The 26,529-nt window shown below is 63.9% G+C and carries 24 protein-coding genes and 1 tRNA gene; 14 read left to right on the top strand and 11 right to left on the bottom strand.

Going from position 1 to position 26,529, the window contains the following annotated elements; all coding sequences use genetic code 11:
* Positions 1-96: 96 nt before the first annotated feature.
* From QFZ42_RS15485 to QFZ42_RS15455, 7 genes are all read right to left on the bottom strand, one after another.
* On the bottom strand, positions 97-975 hold the full coding sequence (locus tag QFZ42_RS15485) for a sugar phosphate isomerase/epimerase family protein (protein WP_307701802.1): 879 nt from the start codon (positions 973-975) through the stop codon (positions 97-99).
* Positions 976-983: 8 nt separating this feature from the next.
* The gene (locus tag QFZ42_RS15480) at positions 984-2,171 is read right to left on the bottom strand and encodes a dihydrodipicolinate synthase family protein (protein WP_307701801.1); all 1,188 of its coding nucleotides are present in this window, start codon (positions 2,169-2,171) and stop codon (positions 984-986) included.
* Positions 2,172-2,181: 10 nt separating this feature from the next.
* On the bottom strand, positions 2,182-3,345 hold the full coding sequence (locus QFZ42_RS15475) for a Gfo/Idh/MocA family protein (protein WP_307701800.1): 1,164 nt from the start codon (positions 3,343-3,345) through the stop codon (positions 2,182-2,184).
* A gap of 53 nt (positions 3,346-3,398) precedes the next feature.
* Positions 3,399-4,382, bottom strand: a complete 984-nt coding sequence (locus tag QFZ42_RS15470; protein ID WP_307701799.1) for a tripartite tricarboxylate transporter substrate binding protein — start codon at positions 4,380-4,382, stop codon at positions 3,399-3,401.
* Positions 4,383-4,523: 141 nt separating this feature from the next.
* Complete coding sequence (locus tag QFZ42_RS15465) at positions 4,524-5,180, bottom strand: TetR/AcrR family transcriptional regulator (RefSeq protein WP_307701798.1); 657 nt, start codon at positions 5,178-5,180, stop codon at positions 4,524-4,526.
* 134 nt (positions 5,181-5,314) lie between these two features.
* Positions 5,315-5,758 (bottom strand): SWIB/MDM2 domain-containing protein, encoded by a 444-nt coding sequence (locus tag QFZ42_RS15460; protein WP_307701797.1) that lies wholly within the window; start codon positions 5,756-5,758, stop codon positions 5,315-5,317.
* Positions 5,759-5,913: 155 nt separating this feature from the next.
* Positions 5,914-6,780 carry a DMT family transporter gene (locus tag QFZ42_RS15455; RefSeq protein ID WP_373423396.1) on the bottom strand — a complete coding sequence of 289 codons (867 nt, stop codon included), beginning with the start codon at positions 6,778-6,780 and terminating at the stop codon, positions 5,914-5,916.
* 97 nt (positions 6,781-6,877) lie between these two features.
* Here QFZ42_RS15455 and QFZ42_RS15450 point away from each other — a divergent pair, with 97 nt between their 5' ends.
* The 11 genes from QFZ42_RS15450 (at position 6,878) to QFZ42_RS15400 (ending at position 17,266) form a co-directional block, all read left to right on the top strand.
* Positions 6,878-7,306: a gamma-glutamylcyclotransferase family protein gene (locus QFZ42_RS15450; protein ID WP_307701795.1), complete on the top strand. Its 429-nt coding sequence runs from the start codon at positions 6,878-6,880 to the stop codon at positions 7,304-7,306.
* 248 nt (positions 7,307-7,554) lie between these two features.
* Positions 7,555-8,874 carry an isocitrate lyase gene (gene aceA, locus QFZ42_RS15445; RefSeq protein ID WP_307701794.1) on the top strand — a complete coding sequence of 440 codons (1,320 nt, stop codon included), beginning with the start codon at positions 7,555-7,557 and terminating at the stop codon, positions 8,872-8,874.
* Between the two features lie 325 nt (positions 8,875-9,199).
* Positions 9,200-11,107, top strand: a complete 1,908-nt coding sequence (thrS, locus tag QFZ42_RS15440; RefSeq protein ID WP_307701793.1) for a threonine--tRNA ligase — start codon at positions 9,200-9,202, stop codon at positions 11,105-11,107.
* 104 nt (positions 11,108-11,211) lie between these two features.
* Entirely contained in the window at positions 11,212-11,820 is a 609-nt protein-coding gene (gene infC / locus QFZ42_RS15435; protein WP_307704252.1) for a translation initiation factor IF-3, read from the top strand.
* A gap of 165 nt (positions 11,821-11,985) precedes the next feature.
* Entirely contained in the window at positions 11,986-12,189 is a 204-nt protein-coding gene (rpmI, locus tag QFZ42_RS15430) for a 50S ribosomal protein L35 (RefSeq protein ID WP_007832497.1), read from the top strand.
* A gap of 24 nt (positions 12,190-12,213) precedes the next feature.
* Positions 12,214-12,573 carry a 50S ribosomal protein L20 gene (gene rplT / locus QFZ42_RS15425; RefSeq protein ID WP_007832499.1) on the top strand — a complete coding sequence of 120 codons (360 nt, stop codon included), beginning with the start codon at positions 12,214-12,216 and terminating at the stop codon, positions 12,571-12,573.
* Between the two features lie 113 nt (positions 12,574-12,686).
* Positions 12,687-13,763 (top strand): phenylalanine--tRNA ligase subunit alpha, encoded by a 1,077-nt coding sequence (gene pheS, locus QFZ42_RS15420; RefSeq protein WP_307701792.1) that lies wholly within the window; start codon positions 12,687-12,689, stop codon positions 13,761-13,763.
* Positions 13,764-13,809: 46 nt separating this feature from the next.
* Positions 13,810-16,251, top strand: coding sequence for a phenylalanine--tRNA ligase subunit beta (gene pheT / locus QFZ42_RS15415; protein ID WP_307701791.1), 2,442 nt, complete (start codon positions 13,810-13,812; stop codon positions 16,249-16,251).
* A 5-nt stretch (positions 16,252-16,256) separates the two neighbouring features.
* The gene (locus QFZ42_RS15410) at positions 16,257-16,628 is read left to right on the top strand and encodes an integration host factor subunit alpha (RefSeq protein WP_215247428.1); all 372 of its coding nucleotides are present in this window, start codon (positions 16,257-16,259) and stop codon (positions 16,626-16,628) included.
* A 73-nt stretch (positions 16,629-16,701) separates the two neighbouring features.
* Positions 16,702-17,163, top strand: a complete 462-nt coding sequence (locus QFZ42_RS15405) for a MerR family transcriptional regulator (protein ID WP_307701790.1) — start codon at positions 16,702-16,704, stop codon at positions 17,161-17,163.
* 26 nt (positions 17,164-17,189) lie between these two features.
* Positions 17,190-17,266, top strand: a tRNA-Pro gene (locus QFZ42_RS15400).
* 101 nt (positions 17,267-17,367) lie between these two features.
* Here the strand turns inward: QFZ42_RS15400 and QFZ42_RS15395 are convergent.
* The 3 genes from QFZ42_RS15395 to QFZ42_RS15385 form a co-directional block, all read right to left on the bottom strand.
* The gene (locus tag QFZ42_RS15395) at positions 17,368-17,718 is read right to left on the bottom strand and encodes a hypothetical protein (protein ID WP_307701789.1); all 351 of its coding nucleotides are present in this window, start codon (positions 17,716-17,718) and stop codon (positions 17,368-17,370) included.
* 556 nt (positions 17,719-18,274) lie between these two features.
* A complete protein-coding gene (locus QFZ42_RS15390) occupies positions 18,275-18,646 on the bottom strand; it encodes a hypothetical protein (RefSeq protein WP_307701788.1) in 372 nt (123 codons plus the stop codon).
* 905 nt (positions 18,647-19,551) lie between these two features.
* Positions 19,552-23,019: an autotransporter outer membrane beta-barrel domain-containing protein gene (locus QFZ42_RS15385; RefSeq protein WP_307701787.1), complete on the bottom strand. Its 3,468-nt coding sequence runs from the start codon at positions 23,017-23,019 to the stop codon at positions 19,552-19,554.
* Positions 23,020-23,350: 331 nt separating this feature from the next.
* On the opposite strand from QFZ42_RS15385, the gene QFZ42_RS15380 reads away from it, so the two are divergent.
* The 3 genes from QFZ42_RS15380 to QFZ42_RS15370 all read left to right on the top strand — a co-directional run bounded on the left by QFZ42_RS15380 (position 23,351) and on the right by QFZ42_RS15370 (position 25,541).
* The gene (locus QFZ42_RS15380) at positions 23,351-23,539 is read left to right on the top strand and encodes a hypothetical protein (RefSeq protein WP_307701786.1); all 189 of its coding nucleotides are present in this window, start codon (positions 23,351-23,353) and stop codon (positions 23,537-23,539) included.
* Between the two features lie 307 nt (positions 23,540-23,846).
* Entirely contained in the window at positions 23,847-24,983 is a 1,137-nt protein-coding gene (locus tag QFZ42_RS15375; protein WP_373423395.1) for an ABC transporter substrate-binding protein, read from the top strand.
* 186 nt (positions 24,984-25,169) lie between these two features.
* Positions 25,170-25,541, top strand: coding sequence for a hypothetical protein (locus QFZ42_RS15370; protein WP_307701785.1), 372 nt, complete (start codon positions 25,170-25,172; stop codon positions 25,539-25,541).
* 8 nt (positions 25,542-25,549) lie between these two features.
* On the opposite strand, the gene QFZ42_RS15365 is transcribed toward QFZ42_RS15370, so the two are convergent.
* The gene (locus QFZ42_RS15365) at positions 25,550-26,527 is read right to left on the bottom strand and encodes a Bug family tripartite tricarboxylate transporter substrate binding protein (RefSeq protein ID WP_307701784.1); all 978 of its coding nucleotides are present in this window, start codon (positions 26,525-26,527) and stop codon (positions 25,550-25,552) included.
* Between the last annotated feature and the right edge of the window lie 2 nt (positions 26,528-26,529).

Below are 26,529 nucleotides of genomic sequence, written 5' to 3'. Positions count from 1 at the left end.
ATCAAGGAGGAGCCGAAGGCGGGGGACATTCGGAGGGGAGTACCCGGTGACCTTTGCACGCGCCCTGAACAAGGGCCCATGCGCCCGCGCAAAGATTCAAACAGCCTGCTTATGCCGCTCGATACACACGTCGAGGGTTTCGCTGCCAAGCCGCTGCCACCAGTCGAGATTCGAAAAGATCTCAACCTCGCTGAACCCGGCGAAGCCCGCTTCTTCGACCCAGCCGCGGATCTTCTTGAGTTCCACGACGCCGTCGCCCATCATTCCGCGATCGCTCAGCAGGTCGCGCGTGGGCGTGAGCCAGTCGCAGACGTGATACGCCAGCAACCGCTCGCGTCCGGCGCGTGCGATCTGCTGCTGCAGCTTCGGATCCCACCAGACGTGGTAGATGTCCAGCGCCACGCCGAGCATGCCGCTCTTCCCCACATCGAGCTCGTCGCAGATGTCGAGCGCGTGTTCGAGCGTGTTGATGCAGGCGCGGTCGGCGGCCTGCATGGGGTGCAGCGGCTCGATGGCCAGCGGCATGCCGACTTCGCGGGCGTATTCCAGCGAGGCGGCGATGCCGTCGCGCACCTCGTTGCGCGCACGGGCGATGTCCTTGTAGGCGGCCTTGCCCTCGAGCGCACCGGGCAGCGCGCCGACCACCAGAACCAGGCAGGGCGCATTCAGCGTCTTGGCCTCGTCGATGGCGCGGCGGTTGTCGTCCAGCGCGGCTTTCAGGCCCACCGCATCGGGCGCGGGGAAGAAGCCGCCGCGGCAATAGCCCGAGAGGCGGATGCCATGTGCCTTCAGCTGCGTCGCAATCTTGTCCAGCCCGACGGCCGCCACCTGGTCGCGCCAGGGGCTGATCGCGCGGATCCCGCGTTCGGCGCACTGGTCGATGATGCGGTCCAGCGGCACCTCGGCGCCCAATTGCTTGCGGATGGTTGCCGTGTTGATCGACAGCCGGTCGTGGTTCTGCGAGAAGTCGCGCATGGTCCGGGCTAGCCTTCTACGCCGTGCAGGGCCAACAGCGTCTTCATACGCCGTAGCGCCAGCTCCGGCTGCTCCAGCAGATTGGCCGCATCGGCCAGGCGGAACAGCTCGGCAAAGTGCTGCAGCGAGCGCGTGCTCTGCTGGCCGCCGACCATCGTGAAGTGCTTCTGGTGGCCGTTGAGCCAGGCCATGAACACCACGCCCGTCTTGTAGAAGCGCGTGGGCGCCGCGAAGATGTGGCGCGACAGCGGCACCGTCGGGCCGAGGATCGCGTGGAACTTCTCGGTGTCGCCCTGCGCAAGCGCACCCAGCGCCGCACTCGCTGCGGGGGCGATGGCGTCGAAGATACCCAGCAGTGCGTCGCTCTGGCCGTGCGTCGGCTCGCTGCCGACGCCGTCGCCGGCAATCAGCTCGGCGTAGTTGAAGTCGTCGCCGGTGTACATGCGAACACCTGCCGGCAGCCGCCGCCGCATCGCAATTTCCTTGTCCTTGTCGAGCAGCGAAATCTTGATGCCGTCGACCTTGTGCGGATGCGCGGCAATCACCGCAAGGGCGGTGTCCATCGCCGCATCGACATCCTTGCTGCCCCAGTAGCCCGCGAGCGCCGGATCGAACATGTCGCCGAGCCAATGCAATACCACCGGCTGCTTGGCCTGGCTCAGGATGCGGTCGTACACACGCTCGTAGTCGGCGGGGCTCTTCGCCACGCGGGCGAGGGCACGGCTCGCCATCACGATCAGCTTGCCGCCGAGCGCCTCGATGGCGGCCATCTGCTCTTCGTAGCCGCGGATCACGTCGTCGACGCTCTTTACGTCGTCGATGTTCAGGTGGTCGGTGCCGCAGCCAGAGGCCACCAGCGCGCCGGGCACATCCTTTGCGGCATCGAGCGAGCGGCGGATCAGTTCGAGCGACGTGGGCCAGTCGAGGCCCATGCCGCGTTGCGCGGTGTCCATCGCCTCTGCCACGCCCAGCCTCAGCGAGAACAGGTGGCGGCGGTAGGCGATGGTCGCGTCCCAGTCGACGGCAGCCTGCAGCCACGGATCCACTGCGGCGAGCGGATCGGCCACCACGTGCGCGGCCGAATAGGCGATGCGGTTGAACTTGACGCCCGCTTCGGGCTTGACCGGCGCGGTACCGCGCAGGGCGTACGGCGCGAGCGAGCCGCTTGCGGTGGGAAGGGTCAGCGAAAGTGCCATGCTGCCTGCCTCAGACCTTCAGCGCAGGCACGTCGATCCAGCGGCGTTCCTTCCACGACTCGAGCGCGGCCTCGACCAGCTGCACGCCCTTGGCGCCCTCAGGCAGCGTCCACTTGTAGGGCTCGTTCTCGACCACGTGGCGAATGAAGTGTTCCCACTGGATCTTGAAGCCGTTGTCGTACGCCTGCGAATCCGGAATCTCCTGCCACTGGTCGAAGAAATTCATCATCTGCTTCTCGTCCGGGTTCCACACCGGGCGCGGCGTGGCCACGCGCGACTGGGCGCGGCAGCTCGAGAGGCCCGCGACGGCCGACCCGTCGGTACCGTCGACGTGGAAGGTCACGAGGTCGTCGCGGCGCACGCGCGTGACCCAGCTCATGTTGATCTGCGCGATCACTGGCTCGCCGTTGTGGCCGGTGAGTTCGCAGGTGGCATAGGCCGCGTCGTCGGCGGTGGCTTCATACGGCTTGCCGGCTTCGTCCCAGCGCTTGGGTATGTGGGTCGCGCCGAGGCACGACACCGACTTGACCTCGCCGAACAGGTTGTCCAGCACATAGCGCCAGTGGCACATCATGTCCAGGATCATGCCGCCGCCGTCTTCCTTGCGGTAATTCCAGCTCGGGCGCTGGATGGGCTGCAGGTCGCCTTCGAACACCCAGTAGCCGAACTCCAGGCGTACGCTCAGCATGCGGCCGAAGAAGCCGGCGCGGCGCAGCATGTCGAGCTTGCGGAGACCTGGCAGGAAGAGCTTGTCTTGCACGGCGCCATGCTTCAGGCCAGAGCCTTCCGCGAGGCGCGCGATCTCGACCGCTTCATTGAGGTTGGTGGCAATCGGTTTCTCGCAGTACACGTGCTTGCCGGCGCGGATGGCCTTGGCCAGCAGCGTGGGGCGCATCTGCGTGGTGCCGGCGTCGAAGAAGATGGTGTCTTCCTTGTTGGCCAGCGCCTTGTCGAGGTCGGTGCCCCAGCGCGCGATGTTGTGCGTCTTGGCGAGCGCTTCCATCTTCTCGGCGTTGCGGCCGATGAGGATCGGGTCGGGCATGACCTTGTCGCCGTTCGACAGCGTGACGCCGCCTTGCGCGCGGATTGCGCAGATCGAGCGGATCAGATGCTGGTTCATGCCCATGCGTCCGGTGACGCCGTGCATGATGATTCCGAGTCGTTGTGTAGCCATGTCGTCTTCAGCCGAAAGAAAGTTGGAGAGAAAAGAAGGAAGGAGAGGGCGGATTACTGCGCCGGCGTGAGCCCGGCGGCCTTGACCAGCGTGGCGTTGGTCTTGATCTCGTCCTTGATGTAGGCGTCGAACTGCTCGGGCTTGAGCGTCCAGGCATCGGCGCCGAGCTTGAGGAAGCGCTCCTTGACCTCGGGTGAAGCGAGCGCCTTGGCCACTTCGTCGTGCAAGCGGTTGACGATGTCGCGCGGCGTCTTGGCGGGCGCCATCATGCCGATCCAGAAGTTGAACTCGGAGCCGGGCACGCCTGCTTCGGCGGTGGTCGGCACGTCGGGCAGGGCGGCGGCGCGCTTGGGCGAACCGACCGCCAGTGCGAGCAGCTGGCCTTCCTTGATCTGGCCGATGACCGGCGCGATGGGCGAGAAGTAATAGTCGACCCGGCCCGACAGCACTTCGGTCACGGCTTCGGCCGAACCCTTGAACGGGATGTTGGTGGCGTCGATCTTCGCGGCCAGCTTGAACTTCTCCGCGTTGAGGTGGGTGGCGCTGCCCTGGCCGGCCGAGGCGAAGTTGATGGTGCCGGGCTTGGCCTTGGCGGCTGCGACGAGCTCTTGCAGCGTCTTGATGTTCTTCGCGGGCGAGATCACCAGCGCGTTGGGCAGCGACGAGATCGGCGTGACGCCGGCGAAGTCGTTCACCGTGTCGAACGGCAGCTTCGCGAAGGTGGAAGGGCTCACCGTGTGCGACGACGAGTGAATCATGACGGTGTAGCCGTCCGGCGCGGCCGTGGCCACGGCCTGCTGGCCGATGGTGCCGCTGGCGCCGCCGCGGTTGTCCACCACCAGCGTCTGGCCCATGCTCTGGCCCATCTTGTCGGCAATGGCGCGCGCAATGATGTCGGTGGTGCTGCCGGCCGCGAACGGCACGATGACACGGATGGGCTTGTTGGGATACCCGTTCTGCGCCGACGCCCACCCCGGCGCCAACGCGGCCAGGCAGGTGAGCGTGGCCAGTGCAGTGCTGCGTACAAGTTGCTTCATGGTTGTCTCCGTGCGGTCGGGCCGCTGTGTCTGATCGATTAATTCACCAATAAGTGAATTAGCGATTCTAGAAAGGCTGTCGCCGCAGCGCAATCGCTGCCACTCGGTAAATACCCGAAGATGCTGGAAGTGCCGGAGGACTCAGTGCAGGACGTAGCCCAGGACCAGGTCGGTCATGTGCGAAAGGCGCTGCGCCATGGCCTTGGGCGCGCGCAGGTCACGGCCGAAGACAGCCGAGAGCGTGTGGTTGTTCGAGAGATAGAAGTAGCAGAGCGAGGCGATCGAAATGTAGAGCTGCACCGGGTCGACCCCCCCGCGAAACAGCTTGTCGCGCTTGCCGCGCTCGAGCACCGTGTCGAGCAGTTGCACCAGCGGCGAGTTCATTTCCTGGATGCGTTCGGAGCGCTTGAGGTGTGCTGCGCAATGCAGGTTCTCGCTGTTCAGCAGCGTGATGAACTCGGGATGCTCGAGGTAGTAGTGCCACGTGAACGAGACCAGCTGGCGGATGGCTTCGACCGGATCGATCTCATCCAGGTGCAGCTGCTGCTCGGCCTCCCGAATGTCGGCATAAGTGCGTTCGAGCACCGCCAGGAACAGGTCGTCCTTGCTGCCGAAGTAGTAGTAGATGAGCCGCTTGTTCAGGCCCGCGCGGGTGGCGATGCTGTCCATGCGTGCGCCCGCGAGACCCAGCTGCGAGAACTCTTCGCGTGCTGCCACGAGGATGGCGAGTTGCGAGCGATCGGCGTCGCGCGAACGCGGCTCGATCGTTTGGGGCAGGGAGTCCTTCGAGGCTTTCATGGTTCGAATTTAACCATTTGGTGAATTAATGCAACGCGCGGAGGACCGGCGAACAGAGTGCCGCAGGCAAAAAAAAGCCGGCATGTGCCGGCCTTTTGATTCGGGAGCGCGATGGACGCGCACTACCCGAGCGCTTACTTGACGTGCTTGCCGATCAGCGCGGCCAGTTCGAACATCGACACTTGCGGCTTGCCGAAGATTTCCTTCAGCTTGGCGTCGGCGTTGATGTTGCGCTTGTTGGCCTTGTCTTGAAGATTGTTCTTCTTGATGTAGTCCCACAGCTTGCTCACGACTGCGGTGCGCGGCAGAGGCGTCGAGCCCACCACAGCGGCGAGTGCCGGGCTGGGGGTCAGGGCCTTCATGAACGCGGCGTTGGGCGTGCGCTTCTTGGCGGGAGCGGCCTTCTTTGCAGGAGCCTTCTTCGCCGGTGCAGCAGCCTTCTTCGCAGGAGCAGCCTTCTTTGCGGGAGCTGCCTTCTTGGCCGGTGCGGCCTTCTTCGCAGGAGCCGCAGCCTTCTTTGCGGGAGCGGCCTTCTTTGCCGGAGCTTTCTTGGCCGGAGCCTTCTTTGCAGTTGCCATGGTTGATTTCCTTTTTTGGTTGAACAGTCACCAATGAAAAACTTGCGTCTCCAGTGGCATTGCGGATGCTAAAGGAGAAAAAACGCGTTTCCAAGGGAAAAAGAGCTTTTTTCATTGGGAGTTGTTGTTTTTTCAGAGGGGAGAACCCGAGGTTTTCAACTCCGGCGTGCAGGCCAGGTCGCCAGCACCACGCCAACGAGTGCGATTGCGAATGCAAGCAGCTGTGCCGAGGAGAGGCTTTCGCCGAGCACCAGCACGCCCACGAGGGCCGCGCTCACGGGCAGCATCACAGCGAAAACACCGGCTTGCGCGGCGGGCACATGACGAAGACCGGTCATCCAGAGCCACACGGTCCAGATGCTCGCGGCGAGTGCGTAGACCACGAGCAAGGCCCAGGTGCCGAAGCGCACGGCGGAGAAGTCGAACTGCAATGCGAACCAGAGGCCGAAGGGCATCGACAGCACGAAGCCCCAAAGGTTGATGAGTGACGAGATCCGCTTGGGCCCAAGACGACCGGTGAGCGACTTGCCGATCACCGCGTAGGCGGTTTCGCAAAGCACCGCGCAGAACACGAGCAGGTTGCCGAGCCAAGGCATCGATGGCGGCGCGCCGCCTTCCGCGGCAGGCGGTGCATGCGCCGGCGCAAGGGCCAGCAGGCCAATGCCGAACGCGGCGCAGCCGATCGCAAGGCCGATGCGCACCGTGATGCGCTCGCGCAGGAAGAGCCAGCTCGCCACCGCGACCACCGCGGGGATCGATGCCATGATCACGCCTGCCGACACTGCGCTCGTGAGGCTCACGCCAAACAGCATGCAGATCGAAAACAGGAAGTTGCCGAGGAAGGATTCGAGGAAGACGAGCCAGCGCGTGCGGCCCGTCATGGGTGCTTCTTCAGGCCCGCGCTTGAGCCAGTGCGGCATGGCCAGCGCAGCGATGCCGAAGCGCAGCCAGGCGAGCAGCAGCACGGGAAAGGCCGCGACCAGCGGTTTGGAAAGGGCGACGTAGCCGCCGACGAGCGACATGCTCAAGGCCAGGCAGCCATAGGCTACAAGACGGCTGGAGGCGGGAGCGGCGGTGTTCAATAGACTGGACGGCTTGTTGGGAACGATGGATTCAATGATGCCGCAATCGCTGAAATTCGATGGCGCACCGGCCGTGCGCACACCGGGCCATGTCTTCGTCTACGGCACGCTGCGCCGCGGCGGGCGCAACGACATCGCGCGCTTTCGGCCCGAGCCGATCCATGTGGCCGACGCCGTCATCGCAGGCACCTTGTACGACCTGGGCGCCTATCCCGGCTTGGTGTTGAACGGAAAAGGACGGGTGCTGGGCGAGATCTACCGCATCGAACCCGAGGTGGAGGCGGCGCTCGACGTGCTCGAGGAAGTTGCGGACGACGACTCCGGCGAATACATCAAGCGCCAGGTGGCGGTGGAAGTGGACGCGCGGCAGTTCGAATGCCTGGTCTATGAAATCCATCCGTCGCGCATCGTCGGACGCGCGGTGATCCGGAGCGGCGATTGGATCGCACACGCAGCGGCCGGCTGAAAAACCGTGTCTGAGGAGCCTGTTTTCACGTCTGAAAGAGTCATTGCACATCGTGAAAAGAGCGACTGCTGCGCTGCAATATTTTTTCTCGATATGAGAAAAATAATTTCGTATTGAGAAATATTCCTATAAGTTGTTGATTTTCCTTGGATAAAAATATGTCTTCTATAAGACATAAGAGTGTGAGATCGGTTTACAGTGACTTCACGGCCGTAGCGCCCACCTTCAATCAACCTCACGGAGTGACCATGCCCCAGACCCTTACCGAACAACTGAGCCGCGAACAGCAAATTGCCGCCCTCGAGAAAGACTGGGCCACCAATCCCCGCTGGAAGGGCATCAAGCGCGGCTACAGCGCGGCAGACGTGGTGCGCCTTCGCGGCTCGTTCCCCATCGAGCACACGCTGGCCCGCCGCGGCGCAGAGAAGCTCTGGGAACTGGTGAACAACGAGCCCTACGTCAATTGTCTCGGCGCGCTCACGGGCGGCCAGGCCATGCAGCAGGTGAAGGCCGGCGTGAAGGCCATCTACCTGTCGGGCTGGCAGGTCGCCGCCGACGCCAACACCTACTCGTCGATGTACCCCGACCAGTCGCTGTACCCGGTGGATTCGGTGCCGACCGTGGTCGAGCGCATCAACAACACCTTCCGCCGCGCGGACGAAATCCAGTGGTCGAAGAACGTGAACCCGGGCGACCAGGGCTACGTCGACTATTTCGCACCCATCGTTGCCGATGCCGAAGCGGGCTTTGGTGGCGTGCTGAACGGCTTCGAGCTGATGAAGGCCATGATCAAGGCCGGTGCCGGCGGCGTGCACTTCGAAGACCAGCTTGCCTCGGTCAAGAAGTGCGGCCACATGGGCGGCAAGGTGCTCGTGCCCACCACCGAGGCCGTGCAGAAGCTGGTTGCCGCGCGCATGGCGGCCGACGTTTGCGGCACGCCCACGCTCGTGATTGCCCGCACCGATGCGGAAGCGGCCGACCTCATCACCAGCGATTACGACGAGAACGACAAGCCCTTCCTGACGGGCGAGCGCACCGCCGAAGGCTTCTACAAGACGAAGAAGGGCATGGACCAGGCCATCAGCCGCGCCGTGGCCTATGCGTACTACGCCGATCTGGTGTGGTGCGAAACCGGCACGCCCGACCTCGAGTTCGCGCGCAAGTTTGCCGAAGCCGTGCACAAGGTGCACCCGGGCAAGATGCTGGCCTACAACTGCTCGCCGTCGTTCAACTGGAAGAAGAACCTCGACGACGCGACCATTGCCAAGTTCCAGAAGGAACTGGGCGCCATGGGCTACAAGTACCAGTTCATCACGCTGGCCGGCATCCACTCGATGTGGTTCAACATGTTCGACCTGGCGCAAGACTATGTGGCGCGCGGCATGTCGGCCTATGTCGAGAAGGTGCAGGAGCCCGAATTCGCAGCGCGCGACCGCGGCTACACCTTCGTGTCGCACCAGCAGGAAGTGGGCACGGGTTACTTCGATGATGTGACCACGGTCATCCAGGGCGGCAAGTCCAGCGTCACGGCGCTCACCGGCTCGACCGAGGAAGAGCAGTTCCACTGATTCGGCTGTTCCTCGAATCGCCTGCGCAGGCGATTCGCGGTCACTTCAGAGCCCGGCCATGCGCCGGGCTTTTTCAGTTGGGCTTGCAAGACCCGGCGCCTGCTGCCTGGCCCGGCAGCGGATAGAATCGCGGTCTCTGCACCCAACAAGAGCGAGAAAGGCAACTTGGTTATGACACCGCGAACTACTCCGCAAGGATTCAGCGGCTTTTTCTTCTTCGAAGGAAAAGGCCGGTAGACCGCGCACGCTGGTTTTCTCCAGCTTCCGAACCAAGCAAAGCGCGGCCAGTCACCGCGCTTTTTTGTTTTTCTCCCGAGGTTTTCACATGATCCAGATCACGCTTCCCGACAACTCGCGCCGCGAGTTCCCCGGCCCGGTTTCGGTGGCCGAAGTGGCCCAGTCCATCGGACCGGGGCTCGCCAAGATGACGGTGGCCGGCAAGGTCGACGGCAGGCTGGTCGACGCCAGCGATGTCATCGACCGCGATGCCAAGCTGCAGATCATCACGCCCAAGGACGACGAGGGCCTGGAGATCATTCGCCACTCGACGGCCCACCTGGTCGGCCATGCGGTGAAGCAGTTGTATCCGACGGCCAAGATGGTCATCGGGCCCGTGATCGACGAAGGCTTCTACTACGACATTTCGTACGAGCGCCCCTTCACGCCCGAGGACATGGCCGCGATCGAAGCTCGCATGCGCGAGCTGATCGCGCAGGACTACGACGTCGTGAAAAAGATGACGCCGCGCGCCGAGGTGATCGAGGTCTTCAAGTCGCGCGGCGAAGACTACAAGCTGCGCCTCGTCGAGGACATGCCCGACGAGCAGGCCATGGGCCTCTACTACCACCAGGAATACGTCGACATGTGCCGCGGCCCGCACGTGCCGAACACGCGCTTTCTCAAGGTCTTCAAGCTCACGAAGCTGGCCGGCGCCTACTGGCGCGGCGATGCCAAGAACGAGCAGCTGCAGCGCATCTACGGCACAGCCTGGGCCGACAAGAAGCAGCTCGACCAGTACATCCAGCGCATCGAGGAAGCCGAAAAGCGCGACCACCGCAAGCTGGGCAAGGAGCTCGACCTGTTCCACATCGACGAAGTGGCGCCGGGCGTGGTGTTCTGGCACCCCAAGGGCTGGGCGATATGGCAGCAGGTCGAGCAGTACATGCGCGGCATCTACCGCGACACGGGCTACTGGGAAGTGAAAGGTCCGCAGATCCTCGACAAGAGCCTGTGGGAGAAAACCGGCCACTGGCAGAACTACCGCGACAACATGTTCACGACGGAATCGGAAAAGCGCGAGTACGCGCTCAAGCCGATGAACTGCCCTGGCCATGTGCTGATCTTCAAGAGCGACCTGCGCAGCTACCGCGACCTGCCGCTGCGCTACGGGGAGTTCGGCCAGTGCCACCGCAATGAACCCAGCGGTGCGCTGCACGGCATCATGCGCGTGCGCGGCTTCACGCAGGACGATGGCCACATCTTCTGCACGGAAGACCAGATCTTGGGCGAATGCATCGCCTACACGGAGCAGCTGCAGAAGGTCTACGCCGACTTCGGCTTCACGGACATCCTCTACAAGGTGGCCACGCGGCCCGACAACCGCGTCGGCTCCGACGAGCTCTGGGACAAGGCCGAGCACGCGGTGATGGAGGCGCTGCGCCGCTCGGGCGTCGATTTCATCATCTCGCCCGGTGATGGCGCCTTCTACGGCCCCAAGATCGAGTACACGCTGAAGGACGCGCTCGGCCGCCAGTGGCAGTGCGGCACGATGCAGGTCGACTTCAACACGGCCGAGCGCCTGGGCGGCGAGTACGTCACGGAATCGAGTGGCCGTGCCCACCCCGTGATGCTGCACCGGGCCATCGTCGGCAGCCTGGAGCGCTTCATCGGCATGCTGATCGAACACCATGCCGGCGCGCTGCCCGCTTGGCTCGCTCCGGTGCAGGTGGCGGTGCTCAACATCAGCGAAGGACAGGCCGATTACGCTGCTTCAGTGGCTAAAACGCTGCAGAATCAAGGGCTTAGAGTCCAGCTCGATCTGCACAACGAGAAGATTACGTATAAAATACGCAAGCATTCGTTGCAAAAGCTCCCTTATATCCTTGTCGTGGGCGACAAAGAGAAGGAAGCTGGTGCCGTCGCAGTGCGCGCCCGGGGCAATCAAGACCTCGGTGCAATGTCCCTCGAATCGTTCGTACGACGGCTCGTTCAGGATATTGCTGACAAGCGTTGATTTGTCCCGGAAGCACCCTCACATGTGTTTCTTGACTCATCGTGCCGCTTGTCCGCGAGGACTGACCCGGCGTTCGCTACAGATTTTGTAGCAATTTTTGAAGGATTCTGACCATCGCTACTGCATTTCGCGACCGCCGCCACCGCGAGGAACGCCAACACCGCCTGAACCGGGAAATCATGGCCCCGGAAGTCCGCCTTGTAGGCCCGGAAAACGAGCCCATGGGTGTTATGAGTCTTACCGAGGCCCTGCGCCTTGCCGGTGAGGCTGACGTGGATCTGGTAGAGGTCGTTGCCGCGGCCAATCCGCCTGTCTGCCGTCTGATCGAGTACGGTAAGTTCAAGTACCACGAGCAGAAGAAAGCGGCCGAGGCGAAGTCGAAGCAGAAGGTCATCGAGGTCAAGGAAATCAAGTTCCGGCCCGGTACCGACGATGGTGACTACAACATCAAGATGCGCAATATCCGGCGCTTTCTTGAAGAGGGCGACAAATGCAAGATCACGCTGCGCTTCCGCGGCCGCGAGATCACGCACCAGGAGCTCGGTTTGGCGCTGCTACAGCGCATTCGCGATGAGCTGGGCGACCTGATCGTCGTCGAGCAATTCCCGAAGCTCGAAGGCCGGCAAATGATCATGATGATCGCTCCGGGCCGCAAGAAGCCGGGTGCCGCCAAGCCTGCGTCGTCGGAAACGGCGGCGCCTGCAGCAGCCTGAAAAGGCTGGCTGGCGACTTGAGAGATAGCAGGGTTTAAAGAATTTCGCCCTTGCCGGTGCTTCGAAAGAAGGGCCGGCAGGGGCGGAGTAAAGAAGTGTCTCGGGGCCAACAAGTTCGCGGAGTATCCGCGGCGCCTCACGAGCACAAATTAAAGGAGCATTCACATGCCCAAAATGAAGACCAAGAGCAGCGCGAAAAAACGTTTCCGCGTTCGTCCCGGTGGCACCGTCAAGCGCGGTCAAGCCTTCAAGCGTCACATCTTGACGAAGAAGACCACCAAGAACAAGCGTCACCTCCGTGGTGCAGTCGCAGTGCATGAGACCAACATGGTTTCTGTCGCCGCCATGCTGCCCGGCCGTGGCATTTAACTCAGACGAACAAGGAGTACACACATGCCTCGCGTCAAACGTGGTGTAACGGCTCGCGCCCGCCACAAGAAAGTTCTCGCACTCGCCAAGGGTTTCCGCGGTCGCCGCGGTAATGTCTTCCGCGTCGCCAAACAGGCGGTGATGAAGGCTGGGCAATATGCCTACCGTGACCGCCGCACCAAGAAGCGCGTGTTCCGTCAACTGTGGATCGCGCGTATCAACGCTGCCTCGCGTGAACTGGGCCTGACCTACAGCCAGTTCGCAAACGGCATCCGCAAGGCCGGAATCGAGATCGACCGCAAGATGCTTGCGGACATTGCAGTGCACGACAAGGCCGCTTTTGCCGGCATCGTGGAGCAGGTCAAGGCCAAGCTGGCTGCTTGATCCTGCACAGCAGGGGGGCAAGCCTTCGGGCCGCTTCCTTCGCTCGCGACACAAGGGCTGGCGCTTGAAAAGGCTCCAGCTCTTTTTTTATTTCCCGCCTATTTTTTGTTGCTATGAACGAGTTGGACTCCCTGGTAGCCACCGCAGGCACAGCCTTCGCCGAAGCGAAAACGCCCGCCGAGCTCGAGAACGCCAAGGCGCAGTTCCTGGGCAAATCGGGCCGCATCACCGAGCTGATGAAGGGCATGGCTGCGCTCAGCGTCGACGAGAAAAAATCTCGCGGCGCCGCGATCAACGTGGCCAAGCAGGCCATCGAGTCCGCGTTGACCGACCGTCGCCAGCAGTTGGCCGACGACGAGCTGTCCCAGCAACTGCGTGCCGAGGCGCTCGATGTGAGCCTGCCTGGCCGCCGCCGCATGACCGGCGGCCTGCACCCGGTGAGCCGCACGCTGGAGCGCATCGAGGAGATCTTCTCGAGCATGGGCTTCGACGTGGCCGACGGCCCTGAAATCGAGAGCGACTGGCACAGCTTCACCTCGCTCAACAACCCGCCGAACCATCCGGCGCGTTCGATGCAGGACACCTTCTATGTCGACCTGAACGGCGACGACGGCATTCCGTACAACCTGCGTCCGCACACCAGCCCGATGCAGGTGCGCTATGCGCATCAGCACATCAAGAAGTACGCGGCCGAATTCGCCGCCGCAGCAGCCGATACCACCGGCGCTGCCAAGGCCCCCGAGATCCGCGTGATCGCGCCAGGCCGCACCTACCGGGTCGACAGCGACGCCACGCACTCGCCCATGTTCCACCAGTGCGAAGGCCTGTGGCTTGGCGAGAACGTGAGCTTCAAGGACCTGAAGGTCGTGTTCACCGACTTCTGCCGCACCTTCTTCGAGCGCGACGACCTCGTGCTGCGCTTCCGCCCGAGCTTCTTTCCGTTCACCGAGCCGAGCGCCGAAATCGACATCCAGTTTGCGAGCGGCCCGCTGGCCGGCCGCTGGCTCGAGGTTGCGGGTTCAGGCCAGGTGCATCCGAACGTGGTGCGCAACATGGGGCTCGACCCCGAACGCTACATCGGCTTTGCCTTCGGCATGGGCCCCGATCGGCTCACCATGCTGCGCTATGGCGTGAACGATTTGCGACTGTTCTTCGACGGCGACTTGCGCTTTCTCTCGCAGTTCCAGTGACGTCCCCCATTCAAGACTAGAAAAAACCGAATACGAGATCGAAGAGATGCAATTCCCGGAATCCTGGCTGCGCGAGTTCTGCAACCCACCCCTCGGCAGCGCCGAGCTGGCCGAAACGCTCACCATGGGCGGCTTCGAGGTCGAAGAGCGCCGCCCCGTCGCGCCGCCCTTCAGCCGCATCGTGGTCGGTGAAATCAAGGAAGCGGTGCAGCACCCGAACGCCGATCGCCTGCGCGTGTGCCAGGTCGACGTGGGGCAGGGCGCCTTGCTCAACATCGTGTGCGGCGCGCCCAATGCGCGCGTCGGCATCAAGGTGCCTTGCGCACTGGTCGGCGCCGAACTGCCGCCGGGTGAAGACGGCAAGCCCTTCCTCATCAAGCTCGGCAAGCTGCGCGGCGTCGAGAGCCAGGGCATGCTGTGCTCGGCGCGCGAACTGAAGCTCAGCGAAGACCACGGCGGCCTGCTTGAACTCGATGCAGAAGCACCCATTGGCGCCGACGTGCGCGATGTGCTCAAGCTCGACGACGCGCTGCTCACGCTCAAGCTCACGCCCAACCTGGCGCACGGTCTGAGTGTCTACGGCGTTGCGCGCGAACTCGCGGCGTTGACCGGTGCGCCGCTCAAGACGCCCGCCATCGCGCCCGTGAGCACTTCGTTCAATGACGTGCTGCCGGTCAAGGTCGAAGCGCCCGAGCTCTGCGGCCGTTTCTCGGGCCGCATCGTGCGCGGCGTGAACACCCAGGTTGCCACGCCGGCCTGGATGGTCGAGCGCCTGGCGCGCTGCGGCCAGCGCAGCGTGACGCCGCTGGTCGACATCTCGAACTACGTCATGTTCGAGTATGGCCAACCCAGCCACATCTTCGACCTCGACAAGATCCACGGCGGCCTCACGGTGCGCTGGGGCAAGGCAGGCGAGCAGCTCAAGCTGCTCAACGGCCACACGATCAGCGTCGACGACACGGTCGGCGTGATTGCCGACGACCAGGCCGTCGAGTCGCTCGCCGGCATCATGGGCGGCGATGCCACCTCGGTGTCGGACGGCACCCGCAACATCTACGTCGAGGCTGCGTTCTGGTGGCCCGAGGCCGTTCAGGGCCGCTCGCGGCGCTTCAACTTCACGACCGATGCCGGCCATCGCTACGAGCGCGGCGTCGATCCGAGCCGCACGGTCGAGATCATCGAGCGCATCACGCAACTCATCATCGAGATCTGCGGCGGCCAAGCCGGTGCCATGGACGACAAGATCCTGAACGTGCCCGAGGCCATGCCCGTCACGCTGCGCGTGGCGCGTGCTTCGCGCGTCATCGGCATGCCGCTCTCGCAGGCGCAGTGCGCCGATGCGCTGCGCCGCCTCGGCTTTGCCCTCCGCGAAGGCGAGGGCACATTGACCGTGACGCCGCCGCCGCACCGCTTCGACCTGCTGATCGAGGAAGACCTGATCGAGGAGGTCGCGCGCCTGATCGGTTTCAACAACCTGCCGACGACTGCGCCGCTGGCGCCCATCACGGCGCGCGTGCGGCCCGAGTCGCAGCGCAGCCGCTTCGCAGTGCGCCGGAGTCTTGCGGCGCTCGGCTACCAGGAAACCATCAACTTCAGTTTTGTCGAGGTGCATTGGGAGCAGGACCTGGCCGGCAATGCCAACCCCGTCAAGCTGCTGAACCCCATTGCCAGCCAGATGAGCGCGATGCGCTCCTCGCTGCTCGGTTCACTGCTGCAGGTACTCAAGTTCAACCTCGACCGCAAGGCACCGCGCGTGCGCGTGTTCGAAGTGGGCCGCGTGTTCATGCGCGACGACAGCGTGGCCACGACCGACAGCACCGTGCGCGGGATTCACCAGCCGATGCGCGTGGCCGGCCTTGCCTGGGGCGATGCCGAAGAAGCCCGCTGGGACGGCAAGCCGCACCGCGTCGATTTCTACGATGCCAAGGGCGACGTCGAAGCACTGCTCGCACCGCTGGTGCCCAGCTTCGAGGCGGCCGAACATCCGGCGCTGCACCCCGGCCGCTCGGCGCGCGTGCTCGTCGACGGCAAGGCCATCGGCTTCATCGGCGAACTGCATCCGCGCTGGCGCCAGAAGTGGGACTTTGCCCTGGCGCCGGTGCTCTTCGAACTCGACCTCGATGCCGTCGCCGCGCGTCCCGTGCCCGTGGCGCAGCCGGTGCCCAAGCACCAGGCGGTGGAGCGCGATATTGCGGTGGTGGTGGCCGAGGCCGTCACGCACAATGCGCTGATGCAGGCCATTCAATCGGTGGCGGCGGCGCAAGGGCTGCTGCGCGACGCCACGCTGTTCGACATCTATCGCCCGCAACCCGCGCGCGATGGCGCGGCGCCGACATCCGCCGGCCTGGCGCAAGGTGAAAAAAGCATGGCGGTCCGACTGAGCTTTCAAGACGATAACGCCACGCTGACGGACGAACAGGTGGAGCCGGCCGTGCGTGCCATCGTCGAACAATTGAGCGCCAGACTCGGCGCACGCCTGAGAGGTTGATGAGAATGAACGCTGCGGAATTCACGCTCGAAGCCCTCGAAACGCCCGCACTCACCAAGGCGCACCTGGCCGACCTGCTGTTCGAGCAGATCGGCCTGAACAAGCGCGAATCCAAGGACATGGTCGAGGCTTTCTTCGACCTCGTCGCCAACAGCCTGATCGAAGGCACGGACGTAAAGATTTCGGGCTTCGGTAACTTTCAGATCCGCGTGAAGGCGCCTCGCCCGGGCCGCAATCCGCGCACCGGCGAAGCCATTCCGATCGGTGAGCGGCGCGTCGCCACCTTTCATGCGAGCGCCAAGCTGAAGGAACAGATTCACGGAAGCATCGAGCAGAACGGTACTTCCGAGGTCGAGTGGAGCCTGGGCGCCGAATAGTGCTTGGTGCTGCGCGGGTGCGTAGAGTAATCTCTAAGGTTTGCTGCGCACGGTCTTGATTTCAATGGAAATAATGGAGAAAGCGCTCCCGCCCATTCCCGTCAAACGCTACTTCACCATCGGTGAAGTCGGCGAACTCTGCGGCGTGAAGCCGCATGTGCTGCGTTACTGGGAGCAGGAGTTCACGCAACTGCGCCCCATGAAGCGGCGCGGCAACCGGCGCTACTACCAGCACCACGAGGTGCTCATGATTCGCCGCATTCGCGATCTGCTCTACGACCAGGGCTTTACCATCAGCGGTGCGCGCAACAAGCTCCAGGAACTCGTGCAAGGCGAGCGTGACCGCCGCAAGGCTGGCATGGTGCCGCTCGAGGGCATGGAGGCCGTCGAGATCGACCAGGAAGAGTTCGATGCGGCCGTTCACGAGGACGACCCCGATTCAGGTAGCGCGGTTCGCACGATCGATCCGTCGCAGCTATTGCACCTGCGACGCGAACTCTTTGAAATTCGTGAGCTGCTGACCGTCGGACGGTGATTTCAGCCGGCTATAATTAAAGGCTTCGGTGTGTGGCGCAGCCTGGTAGCGCACTTGCATGGGGTGCAAGGGGTCGAAGGTTCGAATCCTTTCACACCGACCAAAAAAACGTCCAAGGGCGTCCGGAATCATCCTCCGGACGCCCTTTTTCATTGGGGAGCCGGCGAATCGTGCGCGATCATCCACGCGTGCAGCGCATCGGCCTCAACTCAAACTGACGCGTTTGCGGGGCCCCGGCGCGCGAGGGCCGATGCGATCATCCAAGGCGTAGCCTTCCAGCACTCTCACGCCCGCATGCAGCGCGTCGAGCCAGATTTCATAGGACAACTCGGCGGACTCCAGTTCTCTCCACTGGCTCGCGTCGTCGCATTCCTCCGCGAGCACCCAGAAGAAGTGCCCCGGATGCGGTTCGTCGACGTAGATGGCGACTCGCCGGACATGGCTTACTACCGCTTCTTGGCAGGGGCTTTGCTCGGTTGCCGACTGGGCTGCTTGAGCCACGTCGGGCCCGGTCAGCTTGTCTACAAAACTGATTTTCCGGGAGTCGCTAGCCATGGTGCTCTCCTGCTCCTGCGAGCCGTGACCCACTCGACCTTCACCCTCCAGGCTTCAGCGTGGACGCGAGGCTTGCGCATTTGTGCGTCGGACGAAACCCACGCCGCAGAGGCTACTCGGCAATAGAACACCGCCATGTTCCGGCGCGCATGAGATGCTTGGCTGCATACGGCGGCGGCTATTCCAAGACAGCCACCGAGTGGCCCGGGCCAATCAGCGGGCTCGAATTCTTTGACCAACCCGTGCCCTGAGCATCTGCTCGTAGTGGCGAGTCGCCATTGCCCTGGCTTCGTGCGCCAAGTTGTAGTCTTCGACACCGGGCGGCTGCGAGGCGCCGCGGAAGTAATCCACGTGCTTCCTGTGCAAGCGCCGCTCCGCGCAGCGTGCCAAGCCTTCCAAGTCTTTCCATAGCTGCAGCGATGCCGCAGGAGTCAGCGGTAGTTTCGACATGCAACACGCAAGTAAAAGCAACCGAATGATGGATGGGGCGCGAGGCGCGCCCGCGTAAGACAAGTGCTACGGCTGAAGCCATACTCGTGCGCCTCGCATCCATCTCTCACATGAATCGCGGCCCCCCAGCAAACTTCATCGAGGTTGCTGCATGCTTCGGCACGTGCCCGCTTCTCGCGATCTCGGCGCATCCGTGTTCGGTGATGCGGATCACTATGGCCAGCCGTGACGCGGCGTATCGTGCTGTAGCCCCCAGGGCGCCGATCTCGGCTTCGATCAAACCCGTCGCCGTGAGCGCCGAGACGTATCGGATTTCTTCGGCCTCAACGACTCGAACCGGCAACTGCTCGTGCTGCAGCCGCATCAAAAATGAGAGCGCGGTTCGACTCTCGACCCGCCGAGCATCCAGGTGATTGCGCTCGGGGAAGGTATCGATGAGTTTGCGGACCGCAGCTTGGTCGGCAAGGCTTGGCGTCATGGTGTCTCCTTGTTGTGGGAGCGCCTGTCCGGGCAATGCGCGTGCCTACCGGTTGAAGAAGCCCGAGCGGTCTGACGTACCGAAATCGAACCGCGGTGACACGAAACGCCGCCGTCATTTGCGGCAAATCGGACAATGCATGACCTTCCAGCTGCAATGGCGGATATAGCGCACGAGGCAAGCCAGCCGGCATATGCTTGTGGGACGCAAGCGAATCGGTTGTCGATCTTCAGTTCGTTGAGGCCTTGCGACGGCGCCGACGGCGATAGCGAGTTCACAGCTTTGGCAAGCCGACGAGACGGAACCCGGTGCGAGCGGACGCAGCTATTGCTTAGCGCCGGCTCCCCCAGGCTCGGACAGTGGTGACAGCATCGGCGAAATCCCTTGGCACCTCCCGCGGCAGGTTGTGCCCGCACTGAAGGACGCGATGTTCATGCCGGGCCTTGAACATGGGCGCGTGGTCGGCCGTGCCGCCTGGCTTGAGCGGGTCTTGGTCCCGTCGATCGTGATAGCCGGAACGGTGATCGGTGGCCTTTCGGCCAACCGTGCTTCCAGCTCGGCCAGTGCGGGGTCGCCTGCTGCAAGGCCAAGATGAAAACGATAGGAATGAATCACGGCGTCGACAAAATCGGGATTGTCGAAGGAGGCCGCGGTTCGATCGAATGTCTCTTCGTCGAAGCGCCATGTCGGGGACCACTGCTGCGATGGCCGCTACGCATGGATGAAGCTTCAGAGCAACTGCGCCCGAGATCAAGAGCCCGTGGCCCATCGAAGGCATGCGACGGGTCCTCGGGGGTCTTCTTCAGTGTCTCGCCAGTACAGCCTTTGCAGCTGCCGCACGAGGTGTGCAAGTGGGAGGCCCCAACCACGCCGCGCCAAGAACTGCTTCATGGCGCGGCGAGCGCTCACCACTTCATGCGCAACCCGAGCGAGCCCTGCAGGGACGTCTTGACATCGCTCGCGCCGCCGGAGGCCCACAGCTTGCCCACTTCGCCGTAGATGCTGGTCGTCTGGTTCAGCGCCAGCGTCAGGCCGCCGGCCAGTTCGCTGACGGTAGAGCCGGTGCGGCTCGTGATGTCGGTCGTGCCGGCCGGTCCGATGAAGCGGGCCACGTCGGCACCGCTGCTCGCCTTGTAGACGTTGAAGCGGCCGTAGGGCTGCAGCGTGCCGAGGCCCGTGGCCATCTCGCCCTTCAGGCGCACGCCGATGCGCGCGATCCAGCCGTTGTCGCTGTCCTGCCGCACGTTCGCACCGGAGATCGCCAGATTGTCCAGGCCGATGTGCTGATGAATCAGCTGCAACTGCGGCTCGATCTTCCAGCCGCTTTCGCCGAGCGCAAAAGCCTGGCCCACTTCGATGGAGGCCATCAGACTGTCGCCCTTGCCGGCGCTGCGCAGGCTCGAAAGCGGCTCTACGGTGTAGCGGTGGCGGCCGGCCTGCAGCACGGCATCGGCATAGAAGCCCGAATCGGCGGTCCAGGTGCCGTAGGCGCCCAGGTACTGGCTGCGCAGATCGTTGGAGCCGACGGCCAGGTTGGCGATACCGCTCGCGAAGCCGCTGACCTTCACGCCGCCGTCGAGCTGGCCGACGTACACGCCGGCGCGCCAGTTGGACGTCGCGAACAGGTCGGTGCCGGCCTGGAAGCCCTTGACGTTGCCGTTGCTGTGCGGGCTGACGGTGCCTTGCTGGCGGATGTCGAGGTCGGTGGCAATCACCCGGCCCCAGGCACGGCGTTCAGTACCGGTCGATGCGGGGCCGCCGGCCTTCACGTCGTCGTCGCCGATGCGCTGGTGCAGATTGCCGATCATGGCCAGGTCCATCTGGCGCAGCTGGCTGGGCAGTGCAGCGATCAACGGGACTTCGGCGCGGTAGGTGGGCACCTGCACGGTGATCGTGCCTGTGCCGCCGCCCGTCGATCCGTCCCCGCCTGTCGTGGGCGTCGTCGGGGTGACAGGCGTGGTCACCGTCGTGGTCGATCGCAGGTACCAGTTCTCGCCTGCGCCGCTCGCGTCGGCGGCATGCAGGCGGTACTCGTAGGCGCCCGCGTCGACATGGCCGCCCGCCAGCGTGAACGCATCCCGGGTGGTCTGCGCGGTCGTGGTGGCGCCATTGAGCGCCGAGATCACCTCGATGCCGTTGCCCGTGGTCAGTGCGCCCAGGCCGCCGAGCTGGGTGATCTGCACGCTGGTCCGGCCGCTGGCCGAGGCGCTCGCGCCGTTGAGCACCAGCCGGTCGCTCACGCTGGTGCTGTCGCCCAGGAAGGTGCCGAGCCGCAGCACGCCGTTGTTGCCGACGTAGGCGCCGTTGACGGTGAGGGTGGTGCCCGGTGCGGTGCCGACGAACGAGACGGTACCGCTGTTGGCGAGCGAAGCAACCGTCTGGCTGAAGCCCGCCAGGTCGAGCGTGGCACCGCTTGCCACGGTGTGCGCCGAGGCCGCGCTGAAGGTGCCGATGGCACCGGCCCTCAGCGTGCCTTCGGCCACATTGGTTGCGCCCGTATGGGTGTTGGCGCCCGAGAGCGTGAGCGTGCCGCTGCCCATCTTGGTGATGAAGCCGCCGCCGCTGATGTTGCCGCTGAGCGTTTCGCTGAATGCGCCGGTGTCGATGATGGGATCGTTGGCGCCCGTCAGCACGATGGCGTTGGCGAGGTTCAGGCCGTCGGCAACGAAGCCGAGCGTGGTGCCGTCGTCCATCGCCAGCGTGCCGGTGCCCAGCGCCAGGCTGTTGCCGACGTTCAATCGGCCCTGCTTGAGCGCGGTGCCGCCGCCGTAGCTGTTGGCGGCGGTCAGCGTCGTCGTGCCGGCGCCTTCTTTCACGAGCGAGCCGGTGCCGCTGATGGTGCCCGACAGCGTCAGCGCATCTGAACGGTTGACGACCAGCGTCGCATTGTTCACGACGTCGCCCAAGATGCTGCCCGTGGTGCCGCCGTTGCCGAGCTGCAGCGCACCCGCTTCGATGGTGGTGCCGCCGGTGTAGCTGTTGTCGGCGGTGAGGATCGTGGTGCCGGCCCCGGCTTGCACGAGTGCGCCGGTACCGCTGATGGTGCTTGATATCGTCAGCGCGTCCGAGCGGTTGACGTTCAGTGTCGCGTTGTCGACGATGTTGCCCTGCACCGAGCCGGTGGGGCCGCCGTTGCCCAGCTGCAGCGTTCCGGCGGTAATGGTGGTGAGGCCGGTGAACGCCTGGTCCGCGGTCAGCGTGAGCACGCCCGCGCCGGTCTTCTCGATGCCGCCGGTGCCGGTGACAACGCCGGCGTACGTAGCGTCGACCGGCTGGGCGAAGCGCACCAGCCCCGCATTGCCAATGGCCTGGGGCGCGAACTCTGCCGTGCTTTGCAGGACGCCCGCCGCTGCGACATTCATGCTGCCCGTGTAGGTGCTGGCGTTGGCGCCCAGGATCAGGGTGCCGCCATTCACGGTCGTGCTGGTGATGCCCGATCCCGGCAGTGCGACATTGAAGGTCCAGATGCCGGCATTGCTCTGCAGCGTCTGGAAGCCGGTCAGGGAAAGGGGCGCAAAGGTCGACGCCGCGCCATCATCGCTTTCGAGCGTGAGCAGGTTGGCACCGCCGCCCCCGTTGATGTTGCCGGTGATCTTCGAGCCCGTGAAGGCATGCAAGGCATCGTTTCCGTTGGCGAAGTTGAGCGATCCGATAACGCTGCCCTTGTTGGTGAAGTCGACGGCCGAGGTGCCGTTGGCGCCGAACACCGTTGCGGTGCCTGGGTTGCTGCTGCCCGCCACATAGCCCGCTTCCATCGTGCCGGTGTTGAGGATGGTGTTGTTGCCCGAGTTCGCCTGGAACCAGATCGCCGCATGGGTCGACCGCACGGTGCCGTGATTGATGATCGTGTTGCCGCTACCAACAGGATTGACGGCCTCGGAATTGGAGGCGGTTCCATCGGCGAAGACATTGGCGCCCTGCTCGATGGTGAGGGTGCTGTTGCTGTTGAACTCGATGGTGTTGGCACCGATGCCGCCCGGGTACTGGCTGTTGCCGTTGGCGGAGCTGTTCTGGACCGTGGCGCCGCCGCGAACCGTGATGACGGCATTGTTGCCGAGGCTGATCGCGGAGGTGTTGCCCGTGCTGATCAATGCACCCGACTGCACATCCACCGAGGTGTTGGCAGCCGTGGCGGGCCCGGTTCCGACCGTCGTGGCCTGCGTTCCGCCTGTCGCACCGCAGGTGATGGCCGCACCCGCCGCCACGCAATCTGCCGCTGCTGGCATTGACACGATGGCCAAAGCAAGGGCGGCGACTGCTGCACCTGCCGCACTGGCAGCGCTGCTTGCCTTCGCGTGACCGCGGCCCAGCTCCGACACTACCGTCCATGCCGCGAGCGCGTCATTCCACACAATGCGAAAAACTCTGTTCATGATGTTCCTGGTTGGTTCCGCCGCCGCGGTATTGAGGCGTATGCCAGCCAAGATCAGGGGCGGACGGCTTCTGCCGAACAAGCCTCTGTGCCGGAGCGCCGAGCGTGAGCCGCGAGCTTATGTAACAAGCGCCCGACTTTCGCTAACCATTGTTAACTTTGAGCTTGCTTTTCGTTCACTAAATCACAAAAAAGGCGCGATTTAGTATTCATCGTGGGCCGTCGAACCTGTCACAACAGGGCTTGCCAAGCCTTGACGGAAATCAGGCATTGGCTCGCCGCGTTAACATTCTTACTGTACAAATGAACAGTATCCAAGGCATAATCGCACCATGGAAAACGTGCCTGCCACTCTCTGGATCGCTGCTTGCGCGCACCGGCTGCAGCAGCAGTGGCACACCGTGGATCCGCTCGAGCTGGAGGATGTCGCACGTGACCTGCGGCGCGATGCGCGCCTGCGGGCGATGCCACCCGAAGCTGCCGCCATGGAGTGGCTGAAGCCGATCACCGAAGCGGCTTAGGCCCTGCTCCAAAACCAATTTGCCGTTGCCCTGATCCTTGATTGAGGGCTCCTTGATGTGGCGACACCGTCGAGGATTCCACCCAGCTTCGTGCTGGGTTTTTTTTGGGGTCAAACCAGGTGCCGGATTGGGGCCTCAAGCCCAGGCGCGCTTGCAAGGGTTAACCCTTGTATGATTGAGCATTCTGTTACGTTCTCGGTTCGAGACGACATCGCTTACCCCTCCCGGTCACAAATACCGCGCATCGTGCGAGCCGATGCCGCTTCGATGTGCGAGTGCTTCAGACCAGCACCACCTAACTACCTTAATGAACAATTCCATCAAACGTCGCGATGCGATCAAGCGGTTTGCGGCTGCAGGCGCTGCCATGGCGATGCCGGCGCTGGCTCAACCCGCGCGCATCGTGCTTGGCCAATCCGCCCCGCTCAGCGGTCCGGCAGAACAACTGGGCATTCAGATGAACCAGGGCGCACGCATCTACTTCGATGCACTCAATGCATCGGGCGGCGTCAATGGCCGGAACGTCGAATTGCGCACCATCGATGACGGCTATGAACCCGAGCGCTGCCAGGCGAATACCGACAAGCTCATCAAGGACGATGTCTTCGCGCTCTTCGGTTATGTCGGCACGCCGACCTGCATGGCGGCATTGCCGCTGGTCGAAGCCGCGAAGATCCCGTTCTTCGGCCCGTTCACTGGCGCCGAGGTTCTGCGAACGCCATTCCGCAAGACGGTGTTCCATGTTCGTGCCTCGTATTTCGACGAGACCGCATTGATCGTCAATCACCTCACCTCGCTCGGCATCAGGAAGATCGCGGTGTTCCACCAGAACGATGCCTATGGCCAGGCCGGGCTCGAGGGCGTGCGCAACGCCCTCAAGCCCATGGGCCTTGCGCCGGTCGCCATCGGAACGGTCGAGCGCAACTCGGTCGACGTGGCGAAAGCCGTGAAAGACATCACCGCCGCCGGCCCCGCGGCCGTGATTCAGGTGGGGGCGTACAAGGCGTGCGCCACATTCATCCGCGAGGCGCGCAAGGCGGGTTATGGCGGGACCTTCCTCAACGTGTCGTTCGTCGGAACCCAGGCGCTGGCCGATGAACTCGGCAAGGACGCCCGGGGCATCATGGTCAGCCAGGTCATGCCGTCCCCCTTTTCGACGAGCACCGCGATCTCGCGCGAGTACCTGGATGCCGTGCGAAAAGCAGGGCCCGCAGCCAAGCCCAACTTCTCGAGCATGGAAGGCTATGTCGCCGCGAAGGTGCTCACGGAGGGGCTTCGGCGGGCCGGCCGCACGGCGACGCGTGAATCGCTGATCACCGGATTGGAGTCGATTCAGAACACCGATTTCGGCGGTTTCCACGTCGACTTCAGTGCCCGCAATCACAAGGCTTCGAATTACGTCGAACTGTCGATGCTGACCGAGGACGGCAAGGTGCGCCGATAAGCGCTTGGTGCGGCCGGGCCTCCGTATGCCTAGCCAAACAGCGAGTGCCCTCGTGGGGCTTGCGTGGCTCGCTCTGGCCTTCGGCGTGACATTTGGGAACGTTCTTCACAGCAGCGATGTGCGCGGCACCGTCGGGCCAGGCGTTGGGTAGGCAGCAGGGGTACTTCTCGCCCCTCAGGAGATGAAATGACTTTTTCCCGATCTGCTCTCACCTTGGCCGCTGCAGGTTTCGTTGCCGCTGGCTCCTTGTTCATGGCCGCATCGGCCCATGCGGGCACCAGTTGGTCCATCGGCGTCAACGTTCCGGGCGTGGTCGTGAGCGAGCCCCCGCCGGTCTACTACGAGCCGGCGCCTGTCTACTCGCGGCCGGCGCCGACCTACTACCAGCCTGCGCCGCCGGTGTATTCCGCCCCGGTGCCTGTCTACGAGGAGCCTGGCTCTCGCTGGGAGGAACGCCGCGCGGAGCGGTGGGAAGAGCGCCGTGCCGAGCGCCGTGAATGGCGCCGCCGGCAGTGGGAGCGCGAACAGTACCGCCGCTACCACGAATACCGCGACTGAAGGCAATCTCACTCCGGCTGGATTCCTGCTTCCTTGACCACCTTGCCCCACTTGGCGAGGTCTGACTTGATCAGCGCGGCGTACTCCTGCGGTGTTCCGCCCTGTATCTCGATGCCGGCAGCCTCCAGCTTTGTCCGCACGTCGGGCAGCTTCAGCGCCGCGTTGATCTCGGCATTCAGCTTCGCGACGATGGCCTTGGGCGTGCCGGCGGGGGCCAGGAAGCCGCCGTTCGTATTGGCGTCGTAGCCCTTGAAGCCCTGTTCGTCCGCGGTCGGCACGTCGGGCAGCAACCGTGTCCGCTTGCGCGTCGACACTGCAACCGCCCGTACGTTGCCGGCCTTCACTTGCGGCAGGATGGCACTGATGGTGTCGATGAAGAGCGCGGTACGTCCGGCCAGCAGATCCGGGTGCGCGGCGGACGAGCCCTTGTACGGGACCAGCAGCATCTGCGCACCGCTCGCCATGCGGAACATCTCGGCCGCCATTTCCTGTGCACTGCCGCGGCCGGAGGTGGCCACCTTGGTCTCGTCCGGATGGGCCTTCATCCAGGCCACGAACTCGGGCAGCGTCTTGGCCGGAAGCTGCGGGTAGATGGCGAACACCAGCGGGACCTCGTGGCTGTAGACGATGGGCTCGAAGCTCGTCGAAGGATCCCAGCCGAGGTTCTTGAACAGGAACTTGTTGATGTTGTGGCTGCCGCCCACGATACCGATCGTGTAGCCATCAGGCGCCGACTTGGCGAGAACGTCCGTGCCCAGGTTGTTGGATGCGCCGGGTCTGTTGTCGACGATCACCGGCTGGCCCATCGACACCGCGAGCTTGTCGCCGACGACGCGGGCGATGGTGTCGATCGCGCCGCCCGGCGGGGCGGGCACGATGATCTTGATGGCGCGCGCCGGGTAAGCCGCCTCGGCCGATGCCGCGATCGGCATCGCGGCTAGCGACGCCGAGACCGCAAGGACCTTGACGAGGGATGTGAGCTGCATGG

This window comes from Variovorax paradoxus (assembly GCF_030815855.1).
GTDB classification, from domain to species: domain Bacteria; phylum Pseudomonadota; class Gammaproteobacteria; order Burkholderiales; family Burkholderiaceae_C; genus Variovorax; species Variovorax paradoxus_M.
This window is presented reverse-complemented; position numbering and strand designations above follow the sequence as displayed.